Source organism: Dyella marensis, from assembly GCF_900112865.1.
Classification (GTDB): Bacteria; Pseudomonadota; Gammaproteobacteria; order Xanthomonadales; family Rhodanobacteraceae; genus Dyella_D; species Dyella_D marensis_A.
This window is the reverse complement of sequence record NZ_FONH01000014.1, coordinates 80,182-103,487: the sequence shown is the minus strand read 5'-3', so window position 1 is coordinate 103,487 and position 23,306 is coordinate 80,182. Positions and strand designations below refer to the sequence as shown.

The window sequence follows — 23,306 nt, the reverse complement described above, 5'->3', positions numbered from 1 at the left end:
TTGGTATGTCATTGGCTCGGCCTGCGCGCGCATCAGCCGTTTTCGGCCGGAGCGATCTGCACGGTGCGCAATTTCGCCGCCACCGGCAGGCTGCCGGTCGGTACCGCGGGCACGGCGACGGCGGGAATCGCTGCCGGCAATGGAGAATGCCCTGCCGGCGGTGCGATCTCATGCGCGGCACGCGCATTCGGCCCGATCGCGGCCGGAGCCGCCTCCGCCATCGCCGGCTCCGCGCGATCCGCATCGCTGTAGAAACGCGCCGGCCCCTGCTGGTCGCCCATCACCACCACCAGCACGCGGCGATTGCGGTTGCGGCCCTCTTCGTTCGCGTTATCGGCAGCGGGACGGTATTGGCCCCAGCCCATGATGCCCATGCGATTCGGATCCACGCCGTTGTCGGCGAACAGGCGCGCCACGCTCGCCGCGCGCGCGGCCGACAGCTCCCAGTTGGACGGAAACACTGCCGTATTGATCGGCTTGTCGTCGGTATAGCCTTCCACGCGCAGCGGATTCGGGAACGGCGCGAGAATGCCTGCGACGCTGCGCAGCGTGGTGTCCGCATCGGGGGACAGCTTCGCCACGCCGCTGGGAAACAGGATGTCGGTGCGGATCTCGATCTCCAGCCAGCTCTGCGTGCGGCGCACCACCACCAGGCTGCGGTCGATCAGCGGCTGCAGCGCCTGCTGCACTTCGTCCTGGATGCGCTGCAGGTTTTCCTGCGCCGCCTCGCGCGTGGTCAGCGAGCCCTGCGTCATCTGCGGCGGCAGCGACTGCGAGGGCAACGCCACGGCCAGGCGCGGGCGCAGCGAAGGCGGCGTGGTCGAGGTCGAGCGCTTGGCCGGCACCGGCGCGGGGGCGGTCGCGCTGTTGGTCTGCACCGGCTGGATCTGCTTGTTGTTGCCGTTGAAGGCCTCGATGATCGACTCGGACATCACGCGGTACTTGCCCTCGTTGACCACCGAGACCGCGTACATCACCACGAAGAACGCGAGCAGCAGCGTCATCAGGTCGGCGTAGGGAATCGCCCAGGCCTCGTGATTGACGTGATCCTCGTGCTTCTTCTTCCTCATGTGAGGTAGCCCTGCAGGCGGCTCTCGATCTGGCGCGGGTTGTCGCCGCGCGCGATCGAGACCAGGCCCTCGATGATGATCTCGCGCATCTTGCCCTGCTTGTGGATCATGCCCTTCAGGCGCGAGGACATCGGCAGCATCAACAGGTTGGCCAGTGCCACGCCGTAGATGGTGGCGACGAAGGCCGCGGCGATGCCGTGGCCGAGCTTGCTCGGATCGGCCAGGTTCTGCATCACCGCCATCAGCCCCATCACGGCGCCGATGATGCCCATGGTCGGCGAGTAGATGCCGGCCTGCTCGAACACTTTCGCGCCGGCCAGGTCCTGGTGTTCGCGCGTGTCCTGCTCCACTTCCAGCACGCCGCGGATCGCCTCCGGCTCGCTGCCGTCGACCAGCAGCTGCAGGCCCTTGCGCACGAACGGGTCCTGCTCGGAATCGATCTGCGGCTCCAGGCCGAGCAGGCCCTGGCGGCGCGAGATCTCGCTCCAGCCGATCACCCGGCTGATCAGGTCGTTGGGCACGTGGCGCGGCGGCTTGTAGATCATCGGCAGCATGCCGATCGCGTGCTTGAGCACCTTGCCCTGGGTCTGCACCAGCAGCGCGGCGATGGTGCCGGCGAACACGATCACGAAGGCGGCCGGGTTCCACAGCGCTTCCACGCTGGAACCCTTGAGGATGGTGCCGAGGATCACGACCACGAAGGCCAGGATCGTGCCGACGATGCTAACCAGATCCATGTCAGACCACCGCTTCTGGAGAGAGGGAAACGCGCGTCGCCAGCTGCCACGGGCCGCCCTCGCCGGCCAGGCCGGCCAGGTCCAGCACCAGGGCCAGGCGGCCGTCGCCGGTGATGGTCGCGCCGGCCACGCCCGCAGTGCCTGCGAACAGCGGGCCCAGCGGCTTGACCATCACGTCCTCGCGGCCGAGCACGTCGTGCACCAGGCAGCCCAGGCGCTGGTGGCCGATGTGCAGCACCACCACGTGACGTCCCGGCGTCGGCGCTGCCGCCGACCATGCAGCGAGATCGCCCAGCGGCAGCGCGCGTTCGCGGTGCGCGGCGATCAGGCAGCCGTCGAGCAGGCGATCCTGCCCCGGCGACAGTTCGAAGACTTCGTCCACATTGCTCAGCGGCATCGCGAACAGGCGCGTACCGACGCGCACCATCAGCACGCGCACGATGGCCAGGGTCAGCGGCACGGTGAGCTCAAGCTCGCTGCCCTGCCCCAGCTTCGAGCGCACCTGCAAGGTGCCGCCGAGCTCGGCCACGCGCGTCTTCACCACGTCCATGCCGACGCCGCGGCCGGAGATGTCGGAGACCTGCGCGGCGGTGCTGAAGCCGGGACGGAAGATCAGTTCCAGGCATTCGGTCTCGGACAGGCGCGCGGCCTGCGCCGCATCGATCACGCCCTTCTCCATCGCCTTGCGGCGCAGGATGTCCGGGTCCATGCCGCGGCCGTCGTCGGCCACCACGATCACGATGCGTTCGCCGCGCTGGCTCGCCGCCAGGCGCACGCGACCCTTGCGCGACTTGCCGCTGCCTTCGCGCACGTCGGGCGTTTCCAGGCCGTGGTCGACCGCGTTGCGCAGCAGGTGAATCAGCGGATCGGCCAGCGCCTCGACCAGGCTGCGATCGAGGTCGGTGTCCTCGCCTTCGAGCACCAGCTCGATCTCCTTGCCGAGCTGGCGGGCGAGATCGCGCACGATGCGCGGAAAGCGCTGGAACAGACGCCCCACCGGCTGCATGCGCATGCCCAGCACGGCGCCCTGCAATTCGTCGGCGACGCGATCGAGCTCGCCGGCGGCGGTGGCGAACGGCTCGTCGCCGCTGCTGGCAGCGAGACTGAGCAGGCGGTTGCGCACCAGCACCAGTTCGCCGGCGCGGTTGACCAGGGCGTCGAGCCGGCCGGTGTCCACGCGCACGGTGGCTTCCGGCGGCGGCGCGGCCTTCGCCGCGGCTTTGGCCGGTGCCGGCGCGGCGGCGGCCTTCGCCGCGGAGCCTGGCGCGGCGCCCTTGCCGTGCAGGCTGTCGAGCAGCGCCTCGAACTCGCTGTCGTCGATCGTGTTGGAAGAGGATGGTGCCGGCGTGCCCGGCGCCTTGCCCTTGCCGTGCAGGTCGTCGAGCAGTTTTTCGAATTCCGTATCGTCGATCATGTCGGACGCGGGCGGCTGGACCGGTGCGCCTGGCGCGCCGCCCATGCCGTAGAGACTGTCGAGCAGCGCCTCGAACTCGCTGTCGTCGATGGTGCCGCTCTCTTCCGCCACCGGCGCGGGTGCCGGTACGGGAGCGGGCGCCGGGGCCGGAGGGCGCACCGCATGCGGCTGCAGGCGCACCAGCAGCGCCGCCGGCGCCACCGGCATCGCCGACGACGATGCCAGCGCGGCCATCATCGCGTTGACCAGGTCCAGCGCTTCCAGCAGCGCATCCATCCGCGCCGCATCGATCAGCACATGGCCTGCGCGCGCTTCATTGAGCAGGTCCTCGGCGTGATGGCACAGCTGCACCATCGGATCGATGCCGAGGAAACCCGCGCCGCCCTTCACCGTGTGGAAGGCGCGGAATACCGCATTGAGCAGTTCGGCGTCGCGCGGCGCTTCTTCCAGCGCCACCAGCTGTTCGCCCAGGCGCTGCACCAGTTCCCCGGCCTCGACCAGGAAATCGTCGCGCAGCTCGCTGTCCAGTGAGGGATCCATCAAGCCCCCGCGCTCAGAAACCGAATTCGCTGAGCAGGCGGTCCGCCTCGTCCTGGCTGTTCACCTTGGCCGCGGCCACCGGCGCTTCGCCGCCGGCCAGCGCGCCGGTCAGGCGCACCAGTTCCAGCAGCGAGGATTCCACGCTGCCGATGAAGGTGGACACTTTCTTGATGCGCTGGCCGGACAGGTCCTGCCAGGACTGCGCCATCACCATGTCGGACAGGCCCTCGCGGCACTGCGCGGCGAACTGGCGCGCTTGCGTCGCCAGCTCGGCGGCTTCGCCGCCGCCGGCCAGCACCGCGTCGGCGCGGTCCTCCAGCGCCGTGGCCTGCGGCCGCATGCGTTCGGCGAAATCGATGCTGCGATGCGCGGCCTTGGCGCTCATCTCCAGCACGTCGTGCAGGTGCTGGCGCGCGTCGGCGACGCTGCCGGGCACGCCTTCCTGCGCCAGCTCGCCGCCGAGGCGGCGCACCGCTTCGTGCAGGTCGCGGGCCAGCAGGCCCAGTGCGCGGAACAGGTGCTGCTCGCGCTGGCGCACCATGGTGTCCAGCGCCAGCTCGAAAGCGGCGCCGTCGGGGCTGGCCAGCAGTTCCTGCACTTCCTGCGGCAGCGCCGCGCTCATGGGGGTAATCATCACGGCGCTCATGCGCTTGCTCCTTGCGCGGCGAGCCGCTCGAAGATCTTGTCCAGCTTTTCCTTCAGCGTAACCGCGGTGAAGGGCTTGACGATGTAACCGTTCACGCCGGCCTGGGCGGCGGCGATGATCTGGTCGCGGTTGTTCTCGGCGGTGACCATCAGCACCGGCAGCCCCTTGAGCGCGGGCTCGGCGCGGATCGCGCGCAGCAGGTCGATGCCGGTCATGTTCGGCATGTTCCAGTCGGTCACGACCATGTCGAACGACTGCTGCTTGAGCACCGTCATCGCGTTGACGCCGTCGTCGGCTTCCTGGATCAGCGCATTGGTGAAGCCCAGCTCCACCAGCAGGTTGCGCACGATGCGCCGCATGGTGGAGAAGTCGTCCACCACGAGGATCTTCATGTTCTTGTCCAAACGCCTCTCTCCAGATCTTAGATTGCGTATTGGTTGAAACGCTGCGCTTTAGCCCCTCTCCCCTCGGGAGAGGGGTTGGGGTGAGGGTTCGGGCGGAGTGGTGCGTTCCACTCCGCCCGAACCCTCATCCGCCTGCCGGCACCTTCTCCCGGAGGGAGAAGGATTCCAGCCTGGAGCGAACGCTTTAACCGGTACTCTTCAACTTCCGTGCCTTGCTGCTATCAGCCGCCGCACCCTGCTCCCGCCATCCCGTCATCCGCGCCCGCAACCGAATCAACGCCTGGCCATGGATCTGGCACACCCGCGATTCCGTCACGCCGAGCACGGCGCCGATCTCCTTCAAATTCAGTTCCTGCTCGTAGTACAGCGACATCACCAGCTGCTCGCGCTCCGGCAGGCCGCCGATCGCCTCGACCAGCGCCCCGCGCATGCCCTCCTGCTCGAAGCGGTCCTGCGGCCCCAGCCCTTCCTGGTCGGCCACGTCGAGCGCGGCGCCGTCTTCGTCGTCCTCCGGCGCGGAGAGACTGAGCAGGCGCGCGCTGGCCGCGTCGGCCAGGATCTGGTGGTACTCCTGCGCGTCGATGCCCAGCCGCCGGATCACCTCGGCGTCGGTGGCGTCGGCGCCCGTCTCGTTCTCGATCTGGCGCACCACCTCGGACACCTCGCGCAACTTGCGGTGCACCGAGCGCGGCGTCCAATCGGTCTTGCGCAGCTCGTCCAGCATGGCACCGCGGATGCGGATGCCCGCATACGTCTCGAAGCTCGCCATGCGGTCGGTCGCATAGTTCCGCGCCGCCTCCAGCAGGCCGATCATGCCGGCCTGCACCAGGTCGTCCACGTCCACGCTGGGCGGCAGCCGGCCCATCAGGTGATAGGCGATGCGCCGCACCAGCGGAGCGTGCCGACGCACCATCTCCTCCGTGCTTTCGCGTTGCAGTTGCAGGTATTCGGAAGCCACGCTCATCTCACATCCCCCCGCCAATCGGGTCCGGCGCCGGGCCGACCTGGCCGCCGAAAAAGGCGATGCGGTCGCGGCCCGTCCGCGGGGGTTCCCCCCATGTATCGACCGCACCCGCCATTTGCTTGAATCCCCGCGCGGACCGGCTGGCCGGCCACAGGTCCACCACCGCGCCCTGGCGCCGGATCGCCTGGCGCAGGTGTTCGTCGTAGGGCACCGTACCCATGAAATCGAGCGCCACATCCAGGAACCGGTCGCATACGCGGGCCAGCTTGTCGTACAGCTGCCGCGCCTCGCCGGCGTGACGCACCATGTTCGCCACCACGTGGAAGCGCCGCACGCGGAAGTCGCGGCTGAGCACCTTGGTCAGCGCGTAGGCGTCGGTGAGCGAGGCCGGTTCGTCGCACACCACCAGCACCACGTCGTCGGCCGCCGCGGCGAACATCACTACGTTGTCGGCGACGCCCGCGGCGGTATCGACGATCAGGAATTCCGGCGGATCCGGCAGCTCGTCGAAGGCGCGAATTACCGCCGCGTGCTCGCGCGTGTCCAGCTGGGCCAGGCGCCGCGCGCCGGAGCCGGCGGGAATCACCTTCAGCCCGTGCGGCGCCGGCAGCATCAGCTCGCGCAACGTGCAGCTGCCGTCGAGCAGGTGGCCGATGTGCCGCGCCGGCTGCAGGCCCAGCAGCACGTCCAGGTTGGCCATGCCCATGTCGGCATCCAGCAGGGCGACCTCGCGCCCGGCCATCGCCAGCGACATGCCGAGGTTCACCGCCACCGTGGACTTGCCTACGCCGCCCTTGCCGCCGGCGACGGCAATCGCGCGACAGCGGCGCGGCGGCGTGGCCGGCAGCGCACCGCCACCGGACATCGCGGCGGCGGGCCGGCTGTCGTCGCCGCCCGCGGAATGGAAGGCGGAGAAAAGATTGTTCAGGCCCCAGGCCTGGTTCATCGCCAGCGTCGTCATCATGCGCCCGCCATGGCCATGCCGAAGCGCTCGGCCATATAACCCTCGTCCACCGCCGGCGCATTGCTCTTGAGCACCTGCGCGGCGCGGCACACCAGCACGCGCGCGTCGGCGGTCGCCAGGTCTTCCGGCACGCGCTGGCCGTCGGTGGTGTAGTCCAGCGGCAGGCGGTGGCGGATCAGCGCGGACAGCGCGCCGCCGAGGCTGGGCGCTTCATCGAGCTTGGTGAGAATGCAGGCCTGCGGCTGCTGCGGCAGGAAGGCGCGCACCATGTCGTCGATCGCCTGCGCCTGCGCATTGGCCGCCAGCACCAGGCAGGTGCGCAGCTCGCCGGCGGCACGCAGCAACTGCATCTGCTGCTCCAGGCGCGGATCGCTGCCGGCGACGCCGGCGGTATCGACCAGCACCACGCGGCGGCCGCGCAGCACGTCCAGCACCTCGCGCAGGCTCTCGGCGTCGTGCGCCGGGAACACGCGCGTGCCGAGCAGGCGGCCGTAATGCTCCAGCTGCGCGGCGGCGCCGATGCGGTAGTGGTCGGTGCTGACCAGCGCCACCTGCGAGGCGCCATGGCGCAGCACGGCGCGCGCGGCGAGCTTGGCGATGGTGGTGGTCTTGCCCACGCCGGTCGGTCCGACCAGGGCGACCACGCCGCCGCTGGCGGCGACGTCGTAGCCGGTGATGGCGAGCTGGCGGCTGAGCACGCCCAGCGGCAGGTAGCGCGCCTGGTCGGCGCTGAGGCGGTCCGGCAGTTCGTCGGCGAGCCGGCGCGCCACGTCGGGTTCGATGCCGATGCGCGTCATGTCGCGCAGCACGCGGCCACGCAGCGGATGGCGGCGCTGCAGATCGTTCCACGCCAGCGAAGCCATCTGCGATTCCAGCAGTTCGCGCAGGCTGCCCAGCTCGGCGCGCATGCGCGCGGTGTCGAGCGCGGCCTGCTCCACCATCGGATGCAGCGGCGCGGGTTCGGCGGGTGCAGCAGTGATGGGCGGCGCGCTCGCGGGAGTCGGAGCGACCGGCGCCGGCGCAACACGCGCCGCGGCAGCCGGCGCAGGCGCCGGAGCGGCAACCGGTGCCGGCGGCGGCGATGCACGCCGCGCTCTGGCCGGCAGCCGCGGCGGCAGCGGCAGCGGCGCTTCCTCGCGCACGACGCGCACTTCGGTCGGCAGCGGCTCGCCCGAACGGGCGGCCTCGCGCACCAGCGCTTCGTCGTAATCGACGGCGGCAATGATCTCCACGCCCTCGTCCAGGCGGCGCGTGGAAAGAATGACCGCGTCGGGGCCTTGTTCCTCGCGCACTTCGCGCATGGCCTGGCGCATGTCGGGCGCTACGAAACGCTTTATTTTCATGGATGGTTTTTCCTCGCGCCCAGGGAATTGGGAATCGGGAATAGGGAATCGGAAAACCTCGCAAATGGGAGGTAAGACGCGCCTGAAAAGAAGTGTGTCGTCGCCGGCGAGCACAGAGCTCTCCGTGTAAGACAACCCTGCTTTTTCGATTCCCTATTCCCCATTCCCAATTCCCCCACTCACCGTCCCAGCGCCTGCACCAAACGCACCCGACGGTTGTCGGGCACCTCGTTGTAGGCCAGTACGTGCAGGTTCTGTGCCACGTGCCGCGTGAAGCGCGCGAGCCACGGACGCAGCTGCGGCGCGACCAGCAATACCGCCGGTTCGCCGCTCATTTCCTGGCGGCGCGCGGCGTCGGCGACACCGCTCTGCAGGCGGTCGGCCAGGCCAGGTTCCACCGCGGCGCCCGCCACGCCGCCATTGGCCAGCGAGCCGAGCAGGATCTGCTCCAGCTCCGGCGCCAGCGTGATGACCGGGATCTCGGTGCCCAGGCCAGCGATCTCCTGCACGATCTGGCGACCGAGCGCGACGCGCACGGCGGCGGTGAGCGCGCCGGGATCCTGACTCTGGCCCGCATGCTCCGCCAAGGATTCGACGATGGAACGCATGTTGCGCACCGGCACCCGCTCGGCCAGCAGGTTCTGTAGCACCTTCACCACCACGCCCAGCGACATGCGCTTGGGCACCAGGTCTTCGACCAGCTTCGGCGCGACGGCGGCCAGGCGGTCCAGCAGCTGCTGCACGTCCTGGTGGCTGAGCAGCTCGTGCGCATGGCCCTGCAGGATGTGCGACAGATGCGTGGCGACCACGGTGGCCGGATCGACCACGGTGTAGCCCAGCGCCTGCGCGTTGTCGCGCTGGCCGGCCTCGATCCACACCGCTTCCAGGCCGAAGGCCGGATCGCGCGTGGCGATGCCCTGCAGGGTGCCGTGCACGCGGCCGGGATTGATCGCCAGCAGCCGCTCGTTGTGCACCTCGGCCTCGCCCATCGGCACGCCCATCAGGGTGATGCGATAGGTGTTGGGGCCTAAGTCCAGGTTGTCGCGGATATGCACCGGCGGCACCAGGAAGCCCAGCTCCTGCGACAGCTTGCGGCGCACCGACTTGATCCGCCCCATCAGCTCGCCGCCCTGGTTCTTGTCGACCAGCGGGATCAGCCGGTAGCCCACCTCCAGGCCGACCGGATCGACTCCGGCGACGTCTTCCCAGCCCAGCTCCAGGCGCTCGGCCGGCGGGGTGGCGGGCGTGGCTTCGGCGATCGCTTCCTCGGCCAGTTTTTCGCGCGTCTCGCGCTCGCGCTTGACCATCATCCAGGCGGCGCCGCCGCAGATCGCGCCCAGCAGCAGGAAGGCGATGTTCGGCATGCCCGGGACCAGGCCCATCACGCCCAGCACCACGCCGGCCACGGCCAGCGCGCGCGGCTGGCCGAACACCTGGCCGAGCACCTGCTTGCCCATGTCCTGCGCGCGCGACACGCGCGTGACGATCACCGCGGTGGAGATCGACAGCATCAGCGCCGGCACCTGCGCGACCAGGCCATCGCCGATGGTCAGCAGGGTGTAGGTCTTGGCCGCGTCGCCGGCGGACAGGCCGTGCTGCATCACGCCGACGAAGAAGCCGCCGACGATATTGATCACCAGGATCAGGATGCCGGCCGTCGCGTCGCCGCGCACGAACTTGGAGGCACCGTCCATCGAACCGTAGAAGTCCGCTTCCTCGCGCACTTCCTGGCGGCGCTCGCGCGCCTGTTCCTGGGTGAGCAGGCCGGCGTTGAGGTCGGCGTCGATCGCCATCTGCTTGCCGGGCATCGCGTCCAGGGTGAAGCGCGCGGTCACCTCGGACACGCGCGTAGCGCCCTTGGTCACCACCACGAAGTTGATGATGGTGAGGATGGCGAACACCACCAGGCCGACCGCGAAGTTGCCGCCGATGACGAACTCGCCGAAGGCCTCGATCACCTTGCCCGCCGCGCCCGGGCCGTTATGGCCATGCAGCAGCACCACGCGGGTGGAGGCGATGTTCAGCGCCAGGCGCAGCAGCGTGGCCATCAGCACCACGGTAGGAAAGGCGGCGAATTCCAGCGGCCGCATCACGTAGATCACCGCCAGCAGGATCACCAGCGACAGCGCGATGTTGAAGCTGAACAGGATGTCCAGCAGGAACGGCGGCATCGGCAGCATGACCATCGCCAGCGCGGCCAGCATGACGATGGGCGCGCCGGCGCCGCGGCGGCTGATCTGCTTGAAGGTGTCGAACGCGCTTGCGCTTGCGGCAGCCATGGAGCGGTGTCCTGGAAGAAATCAGCGATAGGGGCCGAGCAGGTCCGGATCGACCTGCGGCGAGGGAGGCACGGGCGGCGCGTCGCCATGCGCGACGGCCTGGCGCAGCTGGAACACATAGGCCAGCACCTGCGCCACGGCGACGTACAGCGCGGCGGGGATCTCGCGGCCGAGCTCAGTGGTGGCGTATAGCGCGCGCGCCAGCGGCGGCGCTTCCACCATCGGGATGCGATGGCCGGCGGCGGCCTGGCGGATCTGCATGGCCAGCACGTCCACGCCCTTGGCGATCACGCGCGGCGCGCGCATGCGGTTTTCGTCGTACTTCAGCGCGACGGCGAAGTGGGTGGGATTGGTCACCACCACGTCGGCCTTGGGCAGCTCCTGCATCATGCGGCGGCGCGCGAGCTGGTGCTGCACCTGGCGGATGCGACCCTTGAGCTCGGGATTGCCTTCGCTTTCCTTGTTCTCGTCGCGCACTTCCTGCTTGGTCATGCGCAGGCGCTTGCCGTAGTCGTAGCGCTGGTAGGCGGCGTCGATGCCGCCGATCAGCGCCAGCATGGTGCCGAACAGCAGCGCCGCGTTGCCCAGCTGCGACAGCGACAGCGCGATGCCCGCGCCCACCGTGCCGCGCCCGCTGGCCTGCATCGCCGCCTGCCCGCGCCACAGGAACCAGGCCAGCGCCGCGCCGATGAAGAGCAGCTTGAGCAGCGACTTGACCAGCTCGACCAGGCCACGCATCGAGACCAGCCGGCCCAGCCCGGCAATCGGATCGAGCCGGTCGAACTTCGGCTGCAGCGCCTGCGCGCTGAAGCTCAGGCCGCCCAGCAAGGTCGGCGCGGCGAAGGTGGCCAGCAGGGTGGCCAGCGCCACCGGCGTGATCAGCGCGATCGCCTCGCGCAGCGCGGCGCCGAGCACGCGCGCGGGCAGTTCGCCGGAGAACAGCGCCTCGCGGCTGTAGCCGAAGCCCAGTTCGTAGATGCGCCTTGCATGCACGAAAGCGCGCTCGCTGCCGCTCATCAAGGCGGCCACGCCAGCCAGCACGACAAGCGCGCCGGAAAGATCGCGCGAGCGCGGGACGTCGCCTTTCTCCCGCGCTTCGCGCAGGCGTTTTTCCGATGGTTTTTCGGTGCGTTCCTGGTCATCGCTCTCGGACACGTCAGGCTCCCGTCCTCATTGACCCAGCAGCTCGCGCATCAGCGACCACGCGCTCTCTTCCAGCGAGCCGAAGGCCCCGGGCAATGCGCGCAAGGACAACCACAGGGCGATGAAGCCCAGGCACAAAGTGATCGGAAAACCCACTGCGAACAGATTCATCGACGGGGCCGCGCGGCTGATCGCGCCGAAGCCCATGTTCACCACCAGCAGCGCGGTCATCGCCGGCAAGGCGACGCGTACCGCGCCGGCAAACAGCTGGCCGCCGAACAGGGCGACCGCGTGCAGGCCGTCCGGCGAGATCGCACCGGCACCCGGCGGCAGCGTGCGGAAGCTGTCCGCCAGCAGCTCGATCAGGCGCAGGTGTCCGTCCATCGCCAGGAACAACAGAGTCACCAGCAGCAGATAGAACTGGTTGAGCACCGGCGAACTGCCGCCGCCCTGCGGATTGACCACTTCGGCGAAGCCCAGGCTCATGCTCTGCGCCACCAGCTGGCCGCCGAAGGCGACCGCTTCGAAGGTCAGCCGCAGCACGAAGCCCACGGCGGCGCCGATCAGCACCTGGCCGGCCATGGTCGACACGCCGGTCGAGCTCATCGGGTCGACGCGCGCCGGCGCCAGCGGCGCCAGCACCAGGGTGAGCAGCACGATCAGGCCGACGCGGATGCGCGCCGGCAGCACCGTCGCACCGAACACCGGCGCAACCAGGAACAAGCCGGCGACACGGCCCATCGCCCACAGCACGCTGCCGAGCAGGACCGGCAGCTGGGCGAGGTCGAGCGTATTCACCGCACCGCTCCGGGCAGTCCCTCGATCAGGTGCCGGGTGAACTGCACCAGGGTGCGCAGCATCCACGGGCCGGCGATCAGCGCCACCAGCGCCATCGCGATCAGCTTCGGGATGAAGCTCAGGGTCATTTCGTTGATCTGCGTGGCCGCCTGGATCACGCCGATCAGCACGCCCACCGCCAGCGCGGTGAGCAGCAGCGGCGCGGCGACCAGCATCGCGATGTAGAGGGCGTGCTGGCCGAATTCGATGACGGATTCGGGCGTCATGCCAACCCCAACAATGCGAGGCGCTTGGATACAGCGATGTTGGGGTTCGCCTGCGGCTCACCCCAACCTACGCCGGGGGTTTGACGGATATGGGGATTCACGAAAAAAAACTCCCCGCCAGCGTCCCCAGCAACAACGACCACCCATCCACTAGCACGAACAGCATGATCTTGAACGGCAGCGAGATGATCATCGGCGACACCATCATCATGCCCATCGACATCAGCACGCTGGCCACCACCAGGTCGATGATCAGGAACGGGATGAACAGCAGGAAGCCCATCTGGAACGCGGTCTTCAGCTCGCTGGTGACGAAGGCCGGCATCGCCACGCGGAACGGCACGTCGTCCTTGCCTGCGTACGGCTGCTCCTTGGCCAGGCGGGTGAACAGCTGCAGGTCGGCGTCGCGCGTCTGATCCAGCATGAAGCGCTTGAACGGCGCGGCAGCGGCGGGAATGGCCTGCTCCGCGCTCATCTGGCCGTCCATATAGGGTTTGACGCCGTCGGCATAGGCACGCTCAAGCACCGGCGACATCACGAACAGCGTGATGAACAGCGCCAGGCCCAGCAGCACCTGGTTCGGCGGCGTCGACTGCGTGCCCAGCGCCTGGCGCAGGAAACCGAGCACGATGATGATCCGCGTGAACGAGGTCATCATCAGCAGGATCGCCGGCAGCAGGGTCAGCACCGTCATCAGCGCCAGCATCTGCAGCGACAGTGTCCAGCTCTGGCCGCCGCCGGCGGCATTCTGCACATTCAGCACCGGGACGCCGGTGGCCGGATCGGCCAGCAGCGGCAGCGGCGCGAGCAGGAGGATCAGCAACAGGAAGTACTTCATCACTTGCGCTTCCACAGGCCGAGCAGGTCCGCGAACGCGGGCGCCGGCGGCGATGGCGGGACATCGGCGGCCGGCGCCTCGCCCTCGTAGACATGCAGCGTGCGCAGGCCGCCCTGCCCCACGCCGACCAGCAGGCGCTTGCCATCGGCTTCCAGCAGCAGCACGCGCTCGCGCGCGCCGACCGAGGCCGACTCGATGCAGCGGATGCGCCGCCCGCCCGGATGCACGCGCCCCTGCAGGCGCCGGCCGAACCAGCCGGCGGCGAAGATCAGCAGCATGATCCCGGCCAGGCTCAGGATGACGCGCAGCAGCTCCGGGCCCACGCTGGGATCGGCCGCGGGCGCGGCGGCCATGGCAAGCAGGGTCAACATGTCAGCGCAGCTTCCGCACGCGTTCGGCGGGGCTGATCACGTCGGTCAGGCGGATGCCGAACTTCTCATTGATCACCACCACTTCGCCGTGCGCGACCAGGGTGCCGTTGACGAACACGTCCAGCGGTTCGCCCGCGGCGCGGTCCAGTTCCACCACCGAACCCTGGTTGAGCTGCAGCAGGTTGCGGATGCTGATGCGCGTGCGGCCGACTTCCATCGCCAGCGTGACCGGCACGTCCAGGATCAGGTCGAGGTTGACGTCGCCGTTCTCGCCGGCCACGCCCAGCATGGTCTCGTATTCCGGCCGGCCGGCCGGGTCGAGCAGGGTGGCGGAGTCGTTGGTGGTGCTCATGCGTTGGGATTCCCGGTGGAGAACTCGGCGGACGCGCGCGTTTCGCGGCGGCCGGCGGGGGTCTGGAAACGGACGGCCTTGTGGCCGCCGGTGCGGCCGAGCTGGCCGCGGAAGATCGGTACGTCCTCGGCGAACACCGTGCACAGCTCCGGCAGGTTCACCGGGATCACGTCGCCGGGGCGCAGCTTGAGGAAATCGCCGATCTGCAGGTCGGTCTCCAGCAGCAGCGAGCTGAGCTCGACCTCGGCATCCAGCACTTCCTGGTGCAGGCTCTGCAGCCAGCGTTCGTCGCGCTCGACGCGGTCGCTCTGCACGCCGGCGTCGAGCAGCACGCGGATCGGCTCGACCATGGAGTACGGCAGGGTCAGGTGGATCTCGCCGCCGCCGCCGTCTACTTCCACATGGAAGCGCGACACCACCACCGTCTCGGTGGGGCTGACGATATTGGCGAACTGCGGGTTGATCTCCGAGTTGAGGAACTCGAAGTTCAGCGGCAGCACCGGCGACCAGGCCTCGGTCATCGCGGTGAAGATCTCGGCCAGCACGATCTGGATCACCCGCGTCTCGGTCGGCGTGAAGTCGCGGCCTTCGATGCGTGCGTGGTAGCGGCCGTCGCCGCCGAAGAAGTTGTCGATCACGCTGAAGACCAGGCGCGGCTCCATCACGATCAGCGCGGTGCCGCGCAGCGGTTTCACGCGCACCAGGTTCAAATTGGTCGGCACGGCCAGGCCGTGCACGTATTCGACGAACTTGGACATCTTCACGCCCAGCACGGAGACCTCGCAGGTCTTGCGCAGTACGCCGAAGATGCCCGTGCGGAAGTAGCGCGCGAAGCGGTCGTTGACCATCTCCAGCGTGGGCAGGCGGCCGCGCACGATGCGGTCCTGCTGGGTGAAGTCGTATTGCAGCACCGCGTCCTTCGGCGGCGGTTCGTCGCCGCCGGTGGGCACGTCGCCGCCGTTGACGCCATTGAGCAGGGCGTCGATTTCTTCCTGGGAGAGCAGGTCGCTCACGGCCGCCTCACTGCATCACGAAGCTGGTGAAGTACAGCGCTTCCACGCCGGGATGGCCGGTGCGCTCCTCGACGATCTTCTGCACCGCGGCCAGCGCCTTGGCCTGCAGCTTCTGCTTGCCGGCGGTGTCGGACAGCGCGGTGTAGTCCTGCGCGGAGAACAGCATCACCAGCGCGTTGCGGATCACCGGATCGGCTTCCTTGGCGGCCTGCAGCGCCGCCGGGTCGTGCGACATCAAGGTCACGCCGACCTGCAGGTAGCTCAGGCCGTCGGCCTTCTGGAAATTCACCACGAAGGCCGGCTCCATCGGCAGGTACGCCTCCGGGCCTTCCTTCTTCTTCTCGACCTTGGCTTCGCTGCCGGCGGCGCCCTGCGCGGCGTGACCACGCAGCGTGTACAGCGCGTAGCCGCACACGGCCGACACCATTACCAGGGCCGCGGCAAGAATCAGGACGGTGCCCCGCCCGCCACCCGTTTTCGGGGCGGGTGCGGCGACGGCGGGACTGGGCTCAGCGTTCGACATGCAAGACCTCGGATTGGCACGGTTCCTTGTCGGCATCGCTGGGGAGCGAAGCCTGGCGGAGGTCTTGTAGCAATCGGCATGCCATCGCAAGGAATGGCTCAACGGCGCGGCTTGCGGCCGCTTGAGCGGGCGAGGCGGCGTTTTATTGACGCGCGGCGGGGAGCTGTCGCGACGCCGTCATGGCGGGGCATTTTTCGGATTTAGTGGTACCATGAATCAGTACCATGGGGGCATGAAGAATCAAGCAGGCAAGGACGCTGGGCCTCATCTTCAACCGCCCCGCTTCCGGCAACGTGAAATGGGCAGATGTGGAGGCCCTGTTCAAGTCACTGGGCGCGACGATCACCGAAGCGGAGGGCTCCCGCGTAACGGTCGTCCTGTTCGGCGAAGTGCACGTGTTCCACCGCCCTCATCCGCGCCCCGATACCGACAAAGGCGCGGTCGCCGGCATCCGCAAATGGTTGGAGTCCCTCGGAGTGAAGCCATGATCAACGTCATGACCATCGACGGCCACAAGGCCGTGATCGAGTACGACCCGGACATCGAGATGTTCCGCGGCGAGTTCACCGGCCTGAACGGCGGCGCCGATTTCTACGCCACCGACGTGGCCGGCCTGCTGCGCGAAGGCAGCGCATCGCTGCGCGTCTTCTTCGAGACTTGCCGGACGAACGGCATCGAGCCGTACAAGAACTTCTCCGGCAAGTTCCAGGCGCGCATCCCGCCCAAGCTGCACGAACGTGCCGTGACGGCTGCCGCCGCGCGCGGCGTCAGTCTCAACCAGCTGCTGCAGGCCGCGCTGGAGCATGAAGTGCTCGGCGCCACCTGAGGCCGCGCTTCAGGCAAACGTATCCAGCAGGCCCACCGCAACCCTGGTCGCGCTTATGCCTTCGACCGGATCCGCCTCCGCGGCGAGCGCATCCTGCGGATCACCCGCATGGCCCTGCCCCCGCTCTCCCGTTTCCTGCTGCCCCACCTGCGCCTGGCCCAGCGACAAGCCATGCCCCGCCAGCATCATGTCCAGCTGCCCCAGCGTCTGCTGCACGGCAATGACCGCCGCCGGATGCTGGGCGGTGAAGGCGACATCGACGCGGCCGTGCTCGGCCACGCTGACTTTCACATCGAGCTGGCCCAGTTCTTCCGGGCGCAGGCGGATGCGTGCCTCCTTGATCTCCTGGCCGCCGAGCCAGGCGACCTGCTGGCCGAGCTCCTGCGCGAAGCCGGCGCTGCCGGCGGGCGCGTCCATCTTCAGATTGTGAGCGGCCGCCGGAGCACTGGCGGCCGGCGCTTGCGGCGTCATGGCGGCGGCCAGCGCGTCGATACTGCCGGGCTCGCCGGACTTGTGCGGTTCCGGCGCGGCGGCAGTCGCCGCGGCGACCAGCGCGTTGGCATCCACGTTGATGGAAGGCGCCTGCGTCGTCGTCGCGCCCACGGCGTTCGCGGCATCGGCCACCAGACCCGGCAAGCCGCGCTGCGCGCCGCCCTTGCCGGCATCCGGCGACAGCGCCTGGCCATGTCCCGCACCGGCGGCATGGGCCGGCACGGAAACACCTTGCCCCAGCAAGGCCAGCATCGCGGCGGCCAGCGCGCTGCCGTTCTGCTCGGCCGGATCGGCCTTCGCATCGTCCTTGCCGGCCAGCGGGCTGCCGGTGTCGATCGAGGCCAGCGCGACCTTGGCCGGCAACACCGGCGGCACGGCCTCGGCGGCGAGCAGCGAGGTGCCGGCCTGCTGGCGCATCGCCTGGTCGAACTGGCGATCGAAACCGTTCTGGCCGGTGGCATCGGCCGCGCCTGACGGCGCGGCCTTCCCGGCAGCGGCATGCGCGCCGGCGACGGCGGTTTTCGGTGCGGAAGTGGGCATGGATACGTTGGCGGTCATGGCGGGATTACCTGCTAGCTGCGGCGCCGCGGGTTGCGGTGCTGCATGCGTTCGTCGATGTCGTTCTGTTCGCGGCGCTCTTCGCTCTTGCGCTCCTGCTCGCGCGCCTGGCCGATCACGCTCTCCAGCGCGCGCTCGCGAGCATGCGCGGCGCGCCAGTTGGCGCCGGCCTGCTCGAGCAGGCGGCGCTGCCGCTCCACGTCGAGCAGCTGCTGGCCGATCGCGCGGTCGATACGCTCCACGAATTGCTGCCGGTTGAGCAGCGCGCTGACCGACACCGCGGCCGCGCCGTCCAGCGCGTACTCGGCGCGATAGCGGCGCAGTTCGGACAGCTGGTGTTCGGCCGCGCGCAAGCGCTCCTGCTGCTCGGCCAGGCGCTGCGCGGCGGTTTCGCGTTTTTCCCTGGCGTGATCGGCGGCCGGCGCCAGGCGGACGGAGCGCGGCTTCACGCGGCAGCCTCGGCGGCAATGCCTTCCAGCGCCTCGATCGCCTGCGCCAGCGGCATGGGATCGTCCACCTCTTGCTGCAGGAAGCCGCGCAGCTGCGGCCACATGGCGATCGCCTTGTCCACCTGCGGATCGGAACCCTTCTGGTAGGCGCCCACCGCGATCAGGTCGCGCTGCTGGCGGTACGCCGAATAGACCTGGCGGAACTGCTGCGCCGCGCGCAGGTGCGCACGCTCGACCACGGCCGGCATCACGCGGCTGATCGAGGCCTCGATATCGATGGCCGGATAGTGGCCGGCCTCGGCCAGGTCGCGCGACAGCACGATATGGCCGTCCAGGATCGCGCGCGCCGCATCGGCGATGGGGTCGTGGCGGTAATCGTCGCCTTCGGTCAGCACCGTATAGAAGGCGGTGATCGAGCCGCGTCCTTCGGCATCGTTGCCGGCGCGCTCGACCAGGGCCGGCAGCAGCGCGAAGACCGACGGCGGATAGCCCTTGGTCGCCGGCGGCTCGCCGATGGCCAGGGCGATTTCGCGCTGCGCCTGCGCATAGCGGGTGATCGAGTCCATCAGCAGCAGCACGCGCTGTCCGCGGTCGCGGAACCATTCGGCGATGGCGGTGGCGTACTGCGCGCCGCGCAGGCGCTTGAGCGGCGGCGCGTCGGCCGGCGCGGCGACGATCACCGCGCGGGCACGGCCCTCCTCGCCCAGCGTGTGTTCGACGAACTCCTTCACCTCGCGGCCGCGCTCGCCGATCAAACCGACCACTACCACGTCGGCATCGGTGTAGCGGGTCATCATGCCCAGCAGGGTCGACTTGCCGACGCCGGAGCCGGCGAACAGGCCCAGGCGCTGGCCGCGGCCGACCGTGAGCAATGCATTGATCGCGCGCACGCCGGTATCCAGCGGCGCATCGATCGGCTTGCGCGCCATCGGGTTGATCGGTTCGCGCTTGAGCGAAGCGTGCTCGTCGACATCGAGCGGGCCGGCGCCGTCCAGCGGCACGCCGTCGGCGCCGATCACCCGGCCCAGCAGCGCCGCGCCCACCGGCAGGCCGCCGGTATGCGAGCACGGGCGCACGCGCGCGTTGGGCAGCACGCCATGCATCTCGGTGACCGGCATCAGCAGCAGGCGGTCGTCGGCGAAACCCACCACTTCGGTATCCAGCTGCGCGCCGCCCGCGGCCGCCACCAGGCAGCGTGCGCCCAGCGGCGCCTCGCAGCCTTCCGCTTCCAGGGTGAGCCCGACCACGCGGCGCAGGCGGCCCTCGACTACCAGCGGCGTAGCCGCCTCGGCGCGGCGCGCGCGGCGCGCCAGGCGGTGGCGCCAGCGTTCGCCGGTGGCGGAGCCGTCGCTCATGCCATCTCGTCCTCGGGATCGGCCGCGCCTTCTTCATCGCCGAAGATCGCCTCGGCGATCGCCGCGAGCCGCGTCTCCGCGCGCGCATCCAGGCGTGAGCTCTCGCTTTCCAGCAGGCAATCGCCGCGCTGCAGATCCGGATCCGGCAGCAGTTGCCAGTGCGGCTCGGCCGCTTCCAGTTCGCGCAGCAGCGCAAGATCGTCCGGATGCAGATACACGCGCAATGCGCGCGTCGCCGCCGGCAAAGCCAGCGCGGCCTCGCGCACGGTGCGCACGATCAGCATGGGCGAAGTCTTCAGTTCATGCGCGACGACGCGGCGTGCGATCACCAGCGCCAGTCGCGCCAGCTCCTGTTCGGTGGCGTCGTCCAGCGCGTCCAGCGGGCGCGCGGCCGCATGCAGAATGCCGTCCAGGCGCGCCAGCCGCTCGCGCAGTTCCGCTTCCGCGGCGGCGCGGCCTTCGGCGAGGCCGGCGGCATGGCCGGCTTCGCGCGCTTCGCGTTCCAGGCCTTCGAGGTCGGCCACCGTCGGCAGCACGGCCTGCGCTTCCGCCGCGGCGGCGGCCGGCTTGGGCTCGCCCACCTCGGGCAGCTCCCAGCGACGGAAGTCCTTGAGCTGTTCGCGCGAGAAAAAGGTGGAAGCCATCAGACGAAGTCGTCACCGCCGCCGGTGAGGCTGATCTGCCCCGTGTCGGCCAGCCGGCGCGCGATCTGCAGCACTTCCTTCTGCGCCGCATCGACCTCGCTCAGGCGCACCGGGCCCTTCACTTCCAGGTCGTCGCGCAGCATGTCGGAGGCGCGCTTGGACATATTGGCGAAGATGCGTTCGCGCACACCGGGCTCGGCGCCCTTCAGCGCGGTGACCAGGCGCGCGGACGGCACTTCGCGCAGCAGCATCTGCATGCTGCGGTCGTCCAGTTCGGCCAGGTCCTCGAACACGAACATCAGTTCCTCGATGCGGCCGCCGAGCGCCGCATCGTGGCCGCGGATCGCGGCCATCAGTTCCGTCTCGCGGCTGGTTTCCATCGCATTGAGAATGTCGGCCGCGGCCTTCAGTCCGCCGACGGTGGCGGACTTGAGCTTGTTGGTATTGCCGGAGAACTGGCGTTCCATGATCTCGTCCAGCTCGTTGAGCGCGTGCGGCTGCACGCCGTCGAGCGTGGCGATGCGCATCACCGAATCGCTGCGCACGCGCGGCGGCAGGTAGCCGATCACCTCGGCCGCCTGGTCCGGCTCCAGGTGCGCCAGCACCAGGGCGATGATCTGCGGATGCTCCTGGCCGATCATCTCGGCGATGGCGCGGCTCTCCATCCACTTCAGCGATTCCAGGCCCTTGCTGCTGCGGCCGAGCAGGATGCGGTCGATCAGGCCGCCCGCCTTGCTCTCGCCCAGCGCGTTGACCAGGATCTTGCGGATGTATTCCTCGGTGCCGACCCCCAGCGAGGTGTGGCGGCCCATGTCGTCGGTGAGGCGGCCGAGCACATGCTCGACCTGTTCGCGCGAGACATTGCTGAGGCCGGCCATGGCCTGGCCCACCGCCTGCACGTCGCGCGCGTTGAGGTGCTTGAGCACCTCGGCCGCATCCTGCTCGCCCAGAGTGAGCAACAGGATCGCTGCTCGTTGAGCACCCGTGATTTCGATATTAGCCGCCATCTTCGCTCACCCAGCTCCTGACCACCTGCGCCACCTGCTTGGGGTTCTCGGTGACCATGCGCTTGGCCATCGCCACGCGCGCTTCGTAGTTCATGCCCGGCGGCGGACCGAGCCGCCCCGGCGCCATGTCGTCGTCCGCATCGTCGATGCGCACCGATACCGTCGGTATGCCGGCGCCCGCGGGCAGCGCCTGCAGAGCGGTTCCCGGCGTCCCCTTGAACACGCCGCGCAACAGCGGGCGCAACAGGCCGAAGGCGATGATCAGTGCGACCAGCACGCCGCCGCCCTGCTTGATCAGGTCCATCACACCCGGCCGCTGCCAGAACGGCGTCTCCGGCAGCGGTTCGTTGCCCGGCGCCTTGTGGAACGGCTGATTGATCACCGTGACACTGTCGCCGCGCTGCTGATTGAAGCCGACCGCGTTCTTGGCCAGATCCGTCAGGTGCTCGAGCTCCTGCGCCGTGAACGGCACGCTCTTGTTGTTGCCCTTGTCGTCGGTGGTGGCCTTGTTGTCCACCGCCACCGCCACGGTAAGACGCGCCAGGCGGCCGGCCGGATCGCTGACGTGACTGACCGTGCGGTCCAGCTCGTAGTTGCGCGTGGCGCTGCTGGAGCTTTCGCCGCCACTGTTGGCATTGGCCGTGGTGGCATTGGCGCTGGCATTGGCCGCGCCGGCGTTCGGCTTGGCCGCAGTCGGCTGCGCCACCGTGGTCGGCGGCTGGTTGCTCAGCGCACCCGGCACCGCGCCGTTGGAGGAGCCGTCGCGGCGCTGCTCGCTGCTGACCTGTTCGCTGCGCAAGGCCGGGTTGTCGTGATTGAACGTCTCGGTGGCCTTCTCGGTCTGGCTGAAGTCCAGGTCCGCATAGACCTGCGCGCGCACCTTGCCGGGACCGACCAGCGGCGTGAGCAGTTCCTCGATGCGCTGCGCGTAGGTGTTCTCCATGCGCGTGGCCAGGCGCAGGCGACTGTCGCCCACCGCACTGGGGTTGTCCGGATCGCTGACGGTGAGCAGCTGGCCCTGCTGGTCGACGACGGAAACCTGGCGCGGGTCCAGCTCCGGCACGCTGGAGGCCACCAGGTGCACGATCGCAGCGACTTGCGAGGCGTCGAGCTGGCGCCCCGGGAACAGCGTCACCAGCACCGAGGCGCTGGCCTGCTTGTTATCGCGGATGAAGGCCGAGGGCTTGGGCAGCGCCAGGTGCACGCGCGCGGCGCGCACCGACTGCAGGCCGGCGATGGTGTTGCCCAGATCGGTTTCCAGCATCTGCTGGTAGCGCGTGCGCTCGGCCAGGTCGCTCATGCCGAACGGCGAATCGGCGCCCGGCACGGTTGCGCTGGTGCCGGCACTGCCTTGCGGCAGGCCTTGCGCGGCGAGGCGCAGGCGCACGGCGGGGAGGTCCGCCGCAGGCACCGAGATCGAAGCGCCGTCGGGGCCGAGCTGATAAGGCGTGTTGGAAGCCTGCAGCGCCTGGGTGATCGCAGAAGCGTCCTTGGAATCCAGCCCCGCATACAGCAGCGCGTAATTAGGCCCGCGCGACCACAGCACCACCGCGACGCCGAACGCCACCGCCGCGGCGACGGCAACCAGCAGCAGCAGCTGCCGCGTCGCCGGACTCTGCGCGAGTTGCTTCAGCGGATCCAGGCGCTTGCCGTTCGGGTCGGTCTGCGCGATGGCGTTTTCGGCCATGAAAACTGCTCGTTATCGGTGTGAGAGAAGTGGCGGAAGTGGACGCTGCGCGCCGTCACACCGGCATGTTCATGATGTCTTTGTAGGCATCGACGAGCTTGTTGCGCACTTCGGTCATCGCGCGCAGCGAGAGATCGGCCTTCTGCACGGCGACCATGGTGCGGCCGAGATCGGCGCCGGCATCGCCGCGTTCGAACGAGGCCGCCAATTTTCCGGCTTCCATCTGGGTCTGGCCGACGGCGGCCATCGACTGCTTGAGCAGCGCGCCGAAATCGCCACCCTGCTGGCCCGGCACCACGCTTTGCGCTGCGATTTCGGGCATCGGCATGCGGGTGGACATCTGTCGCATCTGGGACAGCAGACTGTTGACGTCGATCTGGGTCATGACGGAGTTCCGACGCGTGTAGTGGTTACCAGGGGGATGAATGCACAAGCTGTGCCATGGGCAGAAACAGGTGCACTCAGCACATCCTGATGCCCCTTCATTCGTACCCCGGTACCGGTGCTGAAGAGCGATAAGCGCTTGCGCAGCGCCTGCTGTACGACTGGAAATATCAGGTGGGACTGAAGCTTGGCACTCGTATCATGTCCGGTTCGCGATCAGACCGGGCCTCATCATCGGG

General features: G+C 69.1%; 26 protein-coding genes. 2 read left to right on the top strand and 24 right to left on the bottom strand.

What is annotated here, in order from left to right; genetic code table 11:
- Positions 1 to 32: 32 nt before the first annotated feature.
- The 17 genes from motD to BM172_RS16330 form a co-directional block, all read right to left on the bottom strand.
- Positions 33 to 1,070: a flagellar motor protein MotD gene (gene motD / locus BM172_RS16410; protein WP_051549125.1), complete on the bottom strand. Its 1,038-nt coding sequence runs from the start codon at positions 1,068 to 1,070 to the stop codon at positions 33 to 35.
- Complete coding sequence (locus BM172_RS16405) at positions 1,067 to 1,807, bottom strand: flagellar motor protein (protein ID WP_026636729.1); 741 nt, start codon at positions 1,805 to 1,807, stop codon at positions 1,067 to 1,069. The genes motD and BM172_RS16405 overlap by 4 nt, the downstream gene beginning before the upstream one ends.
- A gap of 1 nt (position 1,808) precedes the next feature.
- Complete coding sequence (locus tag BM172_RS16400) at positions 1,809 to 3,761, bottom strand: chemotaxis protein CheA (RefSeq protein ID WP_026636730.1); 1,953 nt, start codon at positions 3,759 to 3,761, stop codon at positions 1,809 to 1,811.
- A gap of 13 nt (positions 3,762 to 3,774) precedes the next feature.
- Positions 3,775 to 4,407, bottom strand: coding sequence for a protein phosphatase CheZ (locus BM172_RS16395; RefSeq protein ID WP_051549127.1), 633 nt, complete (start codon positions 4,405 to 4,407; stop codon positions 3,775 to 3,777).
- Positions 4,404 to 4,811, bottom strand: coding sequence for a chemotaxis response regulator CheY (gene cheY, locus BM172_RS16390; protein WP_026636732.1), 408 nt, complete (start codon positions 4,809 to 4,811; stop codon positions 4,404 to 4,406). The genes BM172_RS16395 and cheY overlap by 4 nt, the downstream gene beginning before the upstream one ends.
- Before the next feature lie 184 nt (positions 4,812 to 4,995).
- Positions 4,996 to 5,775, bottom strand: a complete 780-nt coding sequence (locus tag BM172_RS16385) for an RNA polymerase sigma factor FliA (protein ID WP_026636733.1) — start codon at positions 5,773 to 5,775, stop codon at positions 4,996 to 4,998.
- 1 nt (position 5,776) lies between these two features.
- Entirely contained in the window at positions 5,777 to 6,739 is a 963-nt protein-coding gene (locus tag BM172_RS16380; protein WP_231504255.1) for a MinD/ParA family ATP-binding protein, read from the bottom strand.
- On the bottom strand, positions 6,736 to 8,082 hold the full coding sequence (gene flhF, locus BM172_RS16375) for a flagellar biosynthesis GTPase FlhF (RefSeq protein WP_026636734.1): 1,347 nt from the start codon (positions 8,080 to 8,082) through the stop codon (positions 6,736 to 6,738). Before flhF ends, BM172_RS16380 begins: the two co-directional genes overlap by 4 nt.
- A gap of 179 nt (positions 8,083 to 8,261) precedes the next feature.
- On the bottom strand, positions 8,262 to 10,361 hold the full coding sequence (gene flhA / locus BM172_RS16370) for a flagellar biosynthesis protein FlhA (protein ID WP_026636735.1): 2,100 nt from the start codon (positions 10,359 to 10,361) through the stop codon (positions 8,262 to 8,264).
- 21 nt (positions 10,362 to 10,382) lie between these two features.
- On the bottom strand, positions 10,383 to 11,516 hold the full coding sequence (flhB, locus tag BM172_RS16365; protein ID WP_026636736.1) for a flagellar biosynthesis protein FlhB: 1,134 nt from the start codon (positions 11,514 to 11,516) through the stop codon (positions 10,383 to 10,385).
- Between the two features lie 15 nt (positions 11,517 to 11,531).
- On the bottom strand, positions 11,532 to 12,302 hold the full coding sequence (fliR, locus tag BM172_RS16360) for a flagellar biosynthetic protein FliR (protein WP_026636737.1): 771 nt from the start codon (positions 12,300 to 12,302) through the stop codon (positions 11,532 to 11,534).
- Complete coding sequence (gene fliQ, locus BM172_RS16355; protein ID WP_026636738.1) at positions 12,299 to 12,568, bottom strand: flagellar biosynthesis protein FliQ; 270 nt, start codon at positions 12,566 to 12,568, stop codon at positions 12,299 to 12,301. The genes fliR and fliQ overlap by 4 nt, the downstream gene beginning before the upstream one ends.
- 97 nt (positions 12,569 to 12,665) lie before the next feature.
- Complete coding sequence (fliP, locus tag BM172_RS16350) at positions 12,666 to 13,406, bottom strand: flagellar type III secretion system pore protein FliP (protein WP_035324188.1); 741 nt, start codon at positions 13,404 to 13,406, stop codon at positions 12,666 to 12,668.
- Positions 13,406 to 13,777, bottom strand: a complete 372-nt coding sequence (locus tag BM172_RS16345) for a FliO/MopB family protein (RefSeq protein WP_026636740.1) — start codon at positions 13,775 to 13,777, stop codon at positions 13,406 to 13,408. The genes fliP and BM172_RS16345 overlap by 1 nt, the downstream gene beginning before the upstream one ends.
- Before the next feature lies 1 nt (position 13,778).
- Positions 13,779 to 14,066 carry a flagellar motor switch protein FliN gene (gene fliN, locus BM172_RS16340; protein ID WP_231504260.1) on the bottom strand — a complete coding sequence of 96 codons (288 nt, stop codon included), beginning with the start codon at positions 14,064 to 14,066 and terminating at the stop codon, positions 13,779 to 13,781.
- A gap of 59 nt (positions 14,067 to 14,125) precedes the next feature.
- Positions 14,126 to 15,142 (bottom strand): flagellar motor switch protein FliM, encoded by a 1,017-nt coding sequence (gene fliM / locus BM172_RS16335; protein ID WP_026636742.1) that lies wholly within the window; start codon positions 15,140 to 15,142, stop codon positions 14,126 to 14,128.
- Between the two features lie 7 nt (positions 15,143 to 15,149).
- On the bottom strand, positions 15,150 to 15,665 hold the full coding sequence (locus BM172_RS16330; RefSeq protein ID WP_026636743.1) for a flagellar basal body-associated FliL family protein: 516 nt from the start codon (positions 15,663 to 15,665) through the stop codon (positions 15,150 to 15,152).
- A gap of 293 nt (positions 15,666 to 15,958) precedes the next feature.
- Here BM172_RS16330 and BM172_RS16325 point away from each other — a divergent pair, with 293 nt between their 5' ends.
- On the top strand, positions 15,959 to 16,153 hold the full coding sequence (locus BM172_RS16325; protein ID WP_231504256.1) for a type II toxin-antitoxin system HicA family toxin: 195 nt from the start codon (positions 15,959 to 15,961) through the stop codon (positions 16,151 to 16,153).
- Positions 16,150 to 16,491: a type II toxin-antitoxin system HicB family antitoxin gene (locus tag BM172_RS16320; protein WP_026636745.1), complete on the top strand. Its 342-nt coding sequence runs from the start codon at positions 16,150 to 16,152 to the stop codon at positions 16,489 to 16,491. The genes BM172_RS16325 and BM172_RS16320 overlap by 4 nt, the downstream gene beginning before the upstream one ends.
- A gap of 9 nt (positions 16,492 to 16,500) precedes the next feature.
- On the opposite strand, the gene BM172_RS16315 is transcribed toward BM172_RS16320, so the two are convergent.
- Genes BM172_RS16315 through fliE form a run of 7 tightly spaced genes read right to left on the bottom strand, consistent with a single transcriptional unit; the run spans position 16,501 to position 23,068 of the window.
- A complete protein-coding gene (locus BM172_RS16315; RefSeq protein WP_026636746.1) occupies positions 16,501 to 17,541 on the bottom strand; it encodes a flagellar hook-length control protein FliK in 1,041 nt (346 codons plus the stop codon).
- A gap of 14 nt (positions 17,542 to 17,555) precedes the next feature.
- Positions 17,556 to 17,990, bottom strand: a complete 435-nt coding sequence (fliJ, locus tag BM172_RS16310; RefSeq protein ID WP_026636747.1) for a flagellar export protein FliJ — start codon at positions 17,988 to 17,990, stop codon at positions 17,556 to 17,558.
- A complete protein-coding gene (gene fliI / locus BM172_RS16305) occupies positions 17,987 to 19,345 on the bottom strand; it encodes a flagellar protein export ATPase FliI (RefSeq protein ID WP_026636748.1) in 1,359 nt (452 codons plus the stop codon). The genes fliJ and fliI overlap by 4 nt, the downstream gene beginning before the upstream one ends.
- The gene (locus BM172_RS16300) at positions 19,342 to 19,989 is read right to left on the bottom strand and encodes a FliH/SctL family protein (protein WP_026636749.1); all 648 of its coding nucleotides are present in this window, start codon (positions 19,987 to 19,989) and stop codon (positions 19,342 to 19,344) included. Before BM172_RS16300 ends, fliI begins: the two co-directional genes overlap by 4 nt.
- Entirely contained in the window at positions 19,989 to 20,978 is a 990-nt protein-coding gene (gene fliG, locus BM172_RS16295) for a flagellar motor switch protein FliG (protein WP_197022902.1), read from the bottom strand. Before fliG ends, BM172_RS16300 begins: the two co-directional genes overlap by 1 nt.
- A gap of 7 nt (positions 20,979 to 20,985) precedes the next feature.
- Complete coding sequence (fliF, locus tag BM172_RS16290; protein ID WP_026636751.1) at positions 20,986 to 22,683, bottom strand: flagellar basal-body MS-ring/collar protein FliF; 1,698 nt, start codon at positions 22,681 to 22,683, stop codon at positions 20,986 to 20,988.
- 55 nt (positions 22,684 to 22,738) lie between these two features.
- The gene (gene fliE / locus BM172_RS16285) at positions 22,739 to 23,068 is read right to left on the bottom strand and encodes a flagellar hook-basal body complex protein FliE (protein WP_026636752.1); all 330 of its coding nucleotides are present in this window, start codon (positions 23,066 to 23,068) and stop codon (positions 22,739 to 22,741) included.
- Positions 23,069 to 23,306: the final 238 nt, after the last annotated feature.

Excerpts from the sequence above, each read along its gene's own strand:
- motD (WP_051549125.1), bottom strand. The coding sequence starts at position 1,070 with ATGAGGAAGAAGAAGCACGAGGATCACGTCAATCACGAGGCCTGGGCG.
- BM172_RS16405 (WP_026636729.1), bottom strand. The coding sequence starts at position 1,807 with ATGGATCTGGTTAGCATCGTCGGCACGATCCTGGCCTTCGTGGTCGTG.
- BM172_RS16400 (WP_026636730.1), bottom strand. The coding sequence starts at position 3,761 with ATGGATCCCTCACTGGACAGCGAGCTGCGCGACGATTTCCTGGTCGAG.
- BM172_RS16395 (WP_051549127.1), bottom strand. The coding sequence starts at position 4,407 with ATGAGCGCCGTGATGATTACCCCCATGAGCGCGGCGCTGCCGCAGGAA.
- BM172_RS16385 (WP_026636733.1), bottom strand. The coding sequence starts at position 5,775 with ATGAGCGTGGCTTCCGAATACCTGCAACTGCAACGCGAAAGCACGGAG.
- BM172_RS16380 (WP_231504255.1), bottom strand. The coding sequence starts at position 6,739 with ATGATGACGACGCTGGCGATGAACCAGGCCTGGGGCCTGAACAATCTT.
- flhF (WP_026636734.1), bottom strand. The coding sequence starts at position 8,082 with ATGAAAATAAAGCGTTTCGTAGCGCCCGACATGCGCCAGGCCATGCGC.
- flhA (WP_026636735.1), bottom strand. The coding sequence starts at position 10,361 with ATGGCTGCCGCAAGCGCAAGCGCGTTCGACACCTTCAAGCAGATCAGC.
- fliQ (WP_026636738.1), bottom strand. The coding sequence starts at position 12,568 with ATGACGCCCGAATCCGTCATCGAATTCGGCCAGCACGCCCTCTACATC.
- fliP (WP_035324188.1), bottom strand. The coding sequence starts at position 13,406 with ATGAAGTACTTCCTGTTGCTGATCCTCCTGCTCGCGCCGCTGCCGCTG.
- BM172_RS16345 (WP_026636740.1), bottom strand. The coding sequence starts at position 13,777 with ATGTTGACCCTGCTTGCCATGGCCGCCGCGCCCGCGGCCGATCCCAGC.
- fliN (WP_231504260.1), bottom strand. The coding sequence starts at position 14,066 with ATGCTGGGCGTGGCCGGCGAGAACGGCGACGTCAACCTCGACCTGATC.
- BM172_RS16330 (WP_026636743.1), bottom strand. The coding sequence starts at position 15,665 with ATGTCGAACGCTGAGCCCAGTCCCGCCGTCGCCGCACCCGCCCCGAAA.
- BM172_RS16320 (WP_026636745.1), top strand. The coding sequence starts at position 16,150 with ATGATCAACGTCATGACCATCGACGGCCACAAGGCCGTGATCGAGTAC.
- BM172_RS16315 (WP_026636746.1), bottom strand. The coding sequence starts at position 17,541 with ATGACCGCCAACGTATCCATGCCCACTTCCGCACCGAAAACCGCCGTC.
- fliI (WP_026636748.1), bottom strand. The coding sequence starts at position 19,345 with ATGAGCGACGGCTCCGCCACCGGCGAACGCTGGCGCCACCGCCTGGCG.
- BM172_RS16300 (WP_026636749.1), bottom strand. The coding sequence starts at position 19,989 with ATGGCTTCCACCTTTTTCTCGCGCGAACAGCTCAAGGACTTCCGTCGC.
- fliF (WP_026636751.1), bottom strand. The coding sequence starts at position 22,683 with ATGGCCGAAAACGCCATCGCGCAGACCGACCCGAACGGCAAGCGCCTG.
- fliE (WP_026636752.1), bottom strand. The coding sequence starts at position 23,068 with ATGACCCAGATCGACGTCAACAGTCTGCTGTCCCAGATGCGACAGATG.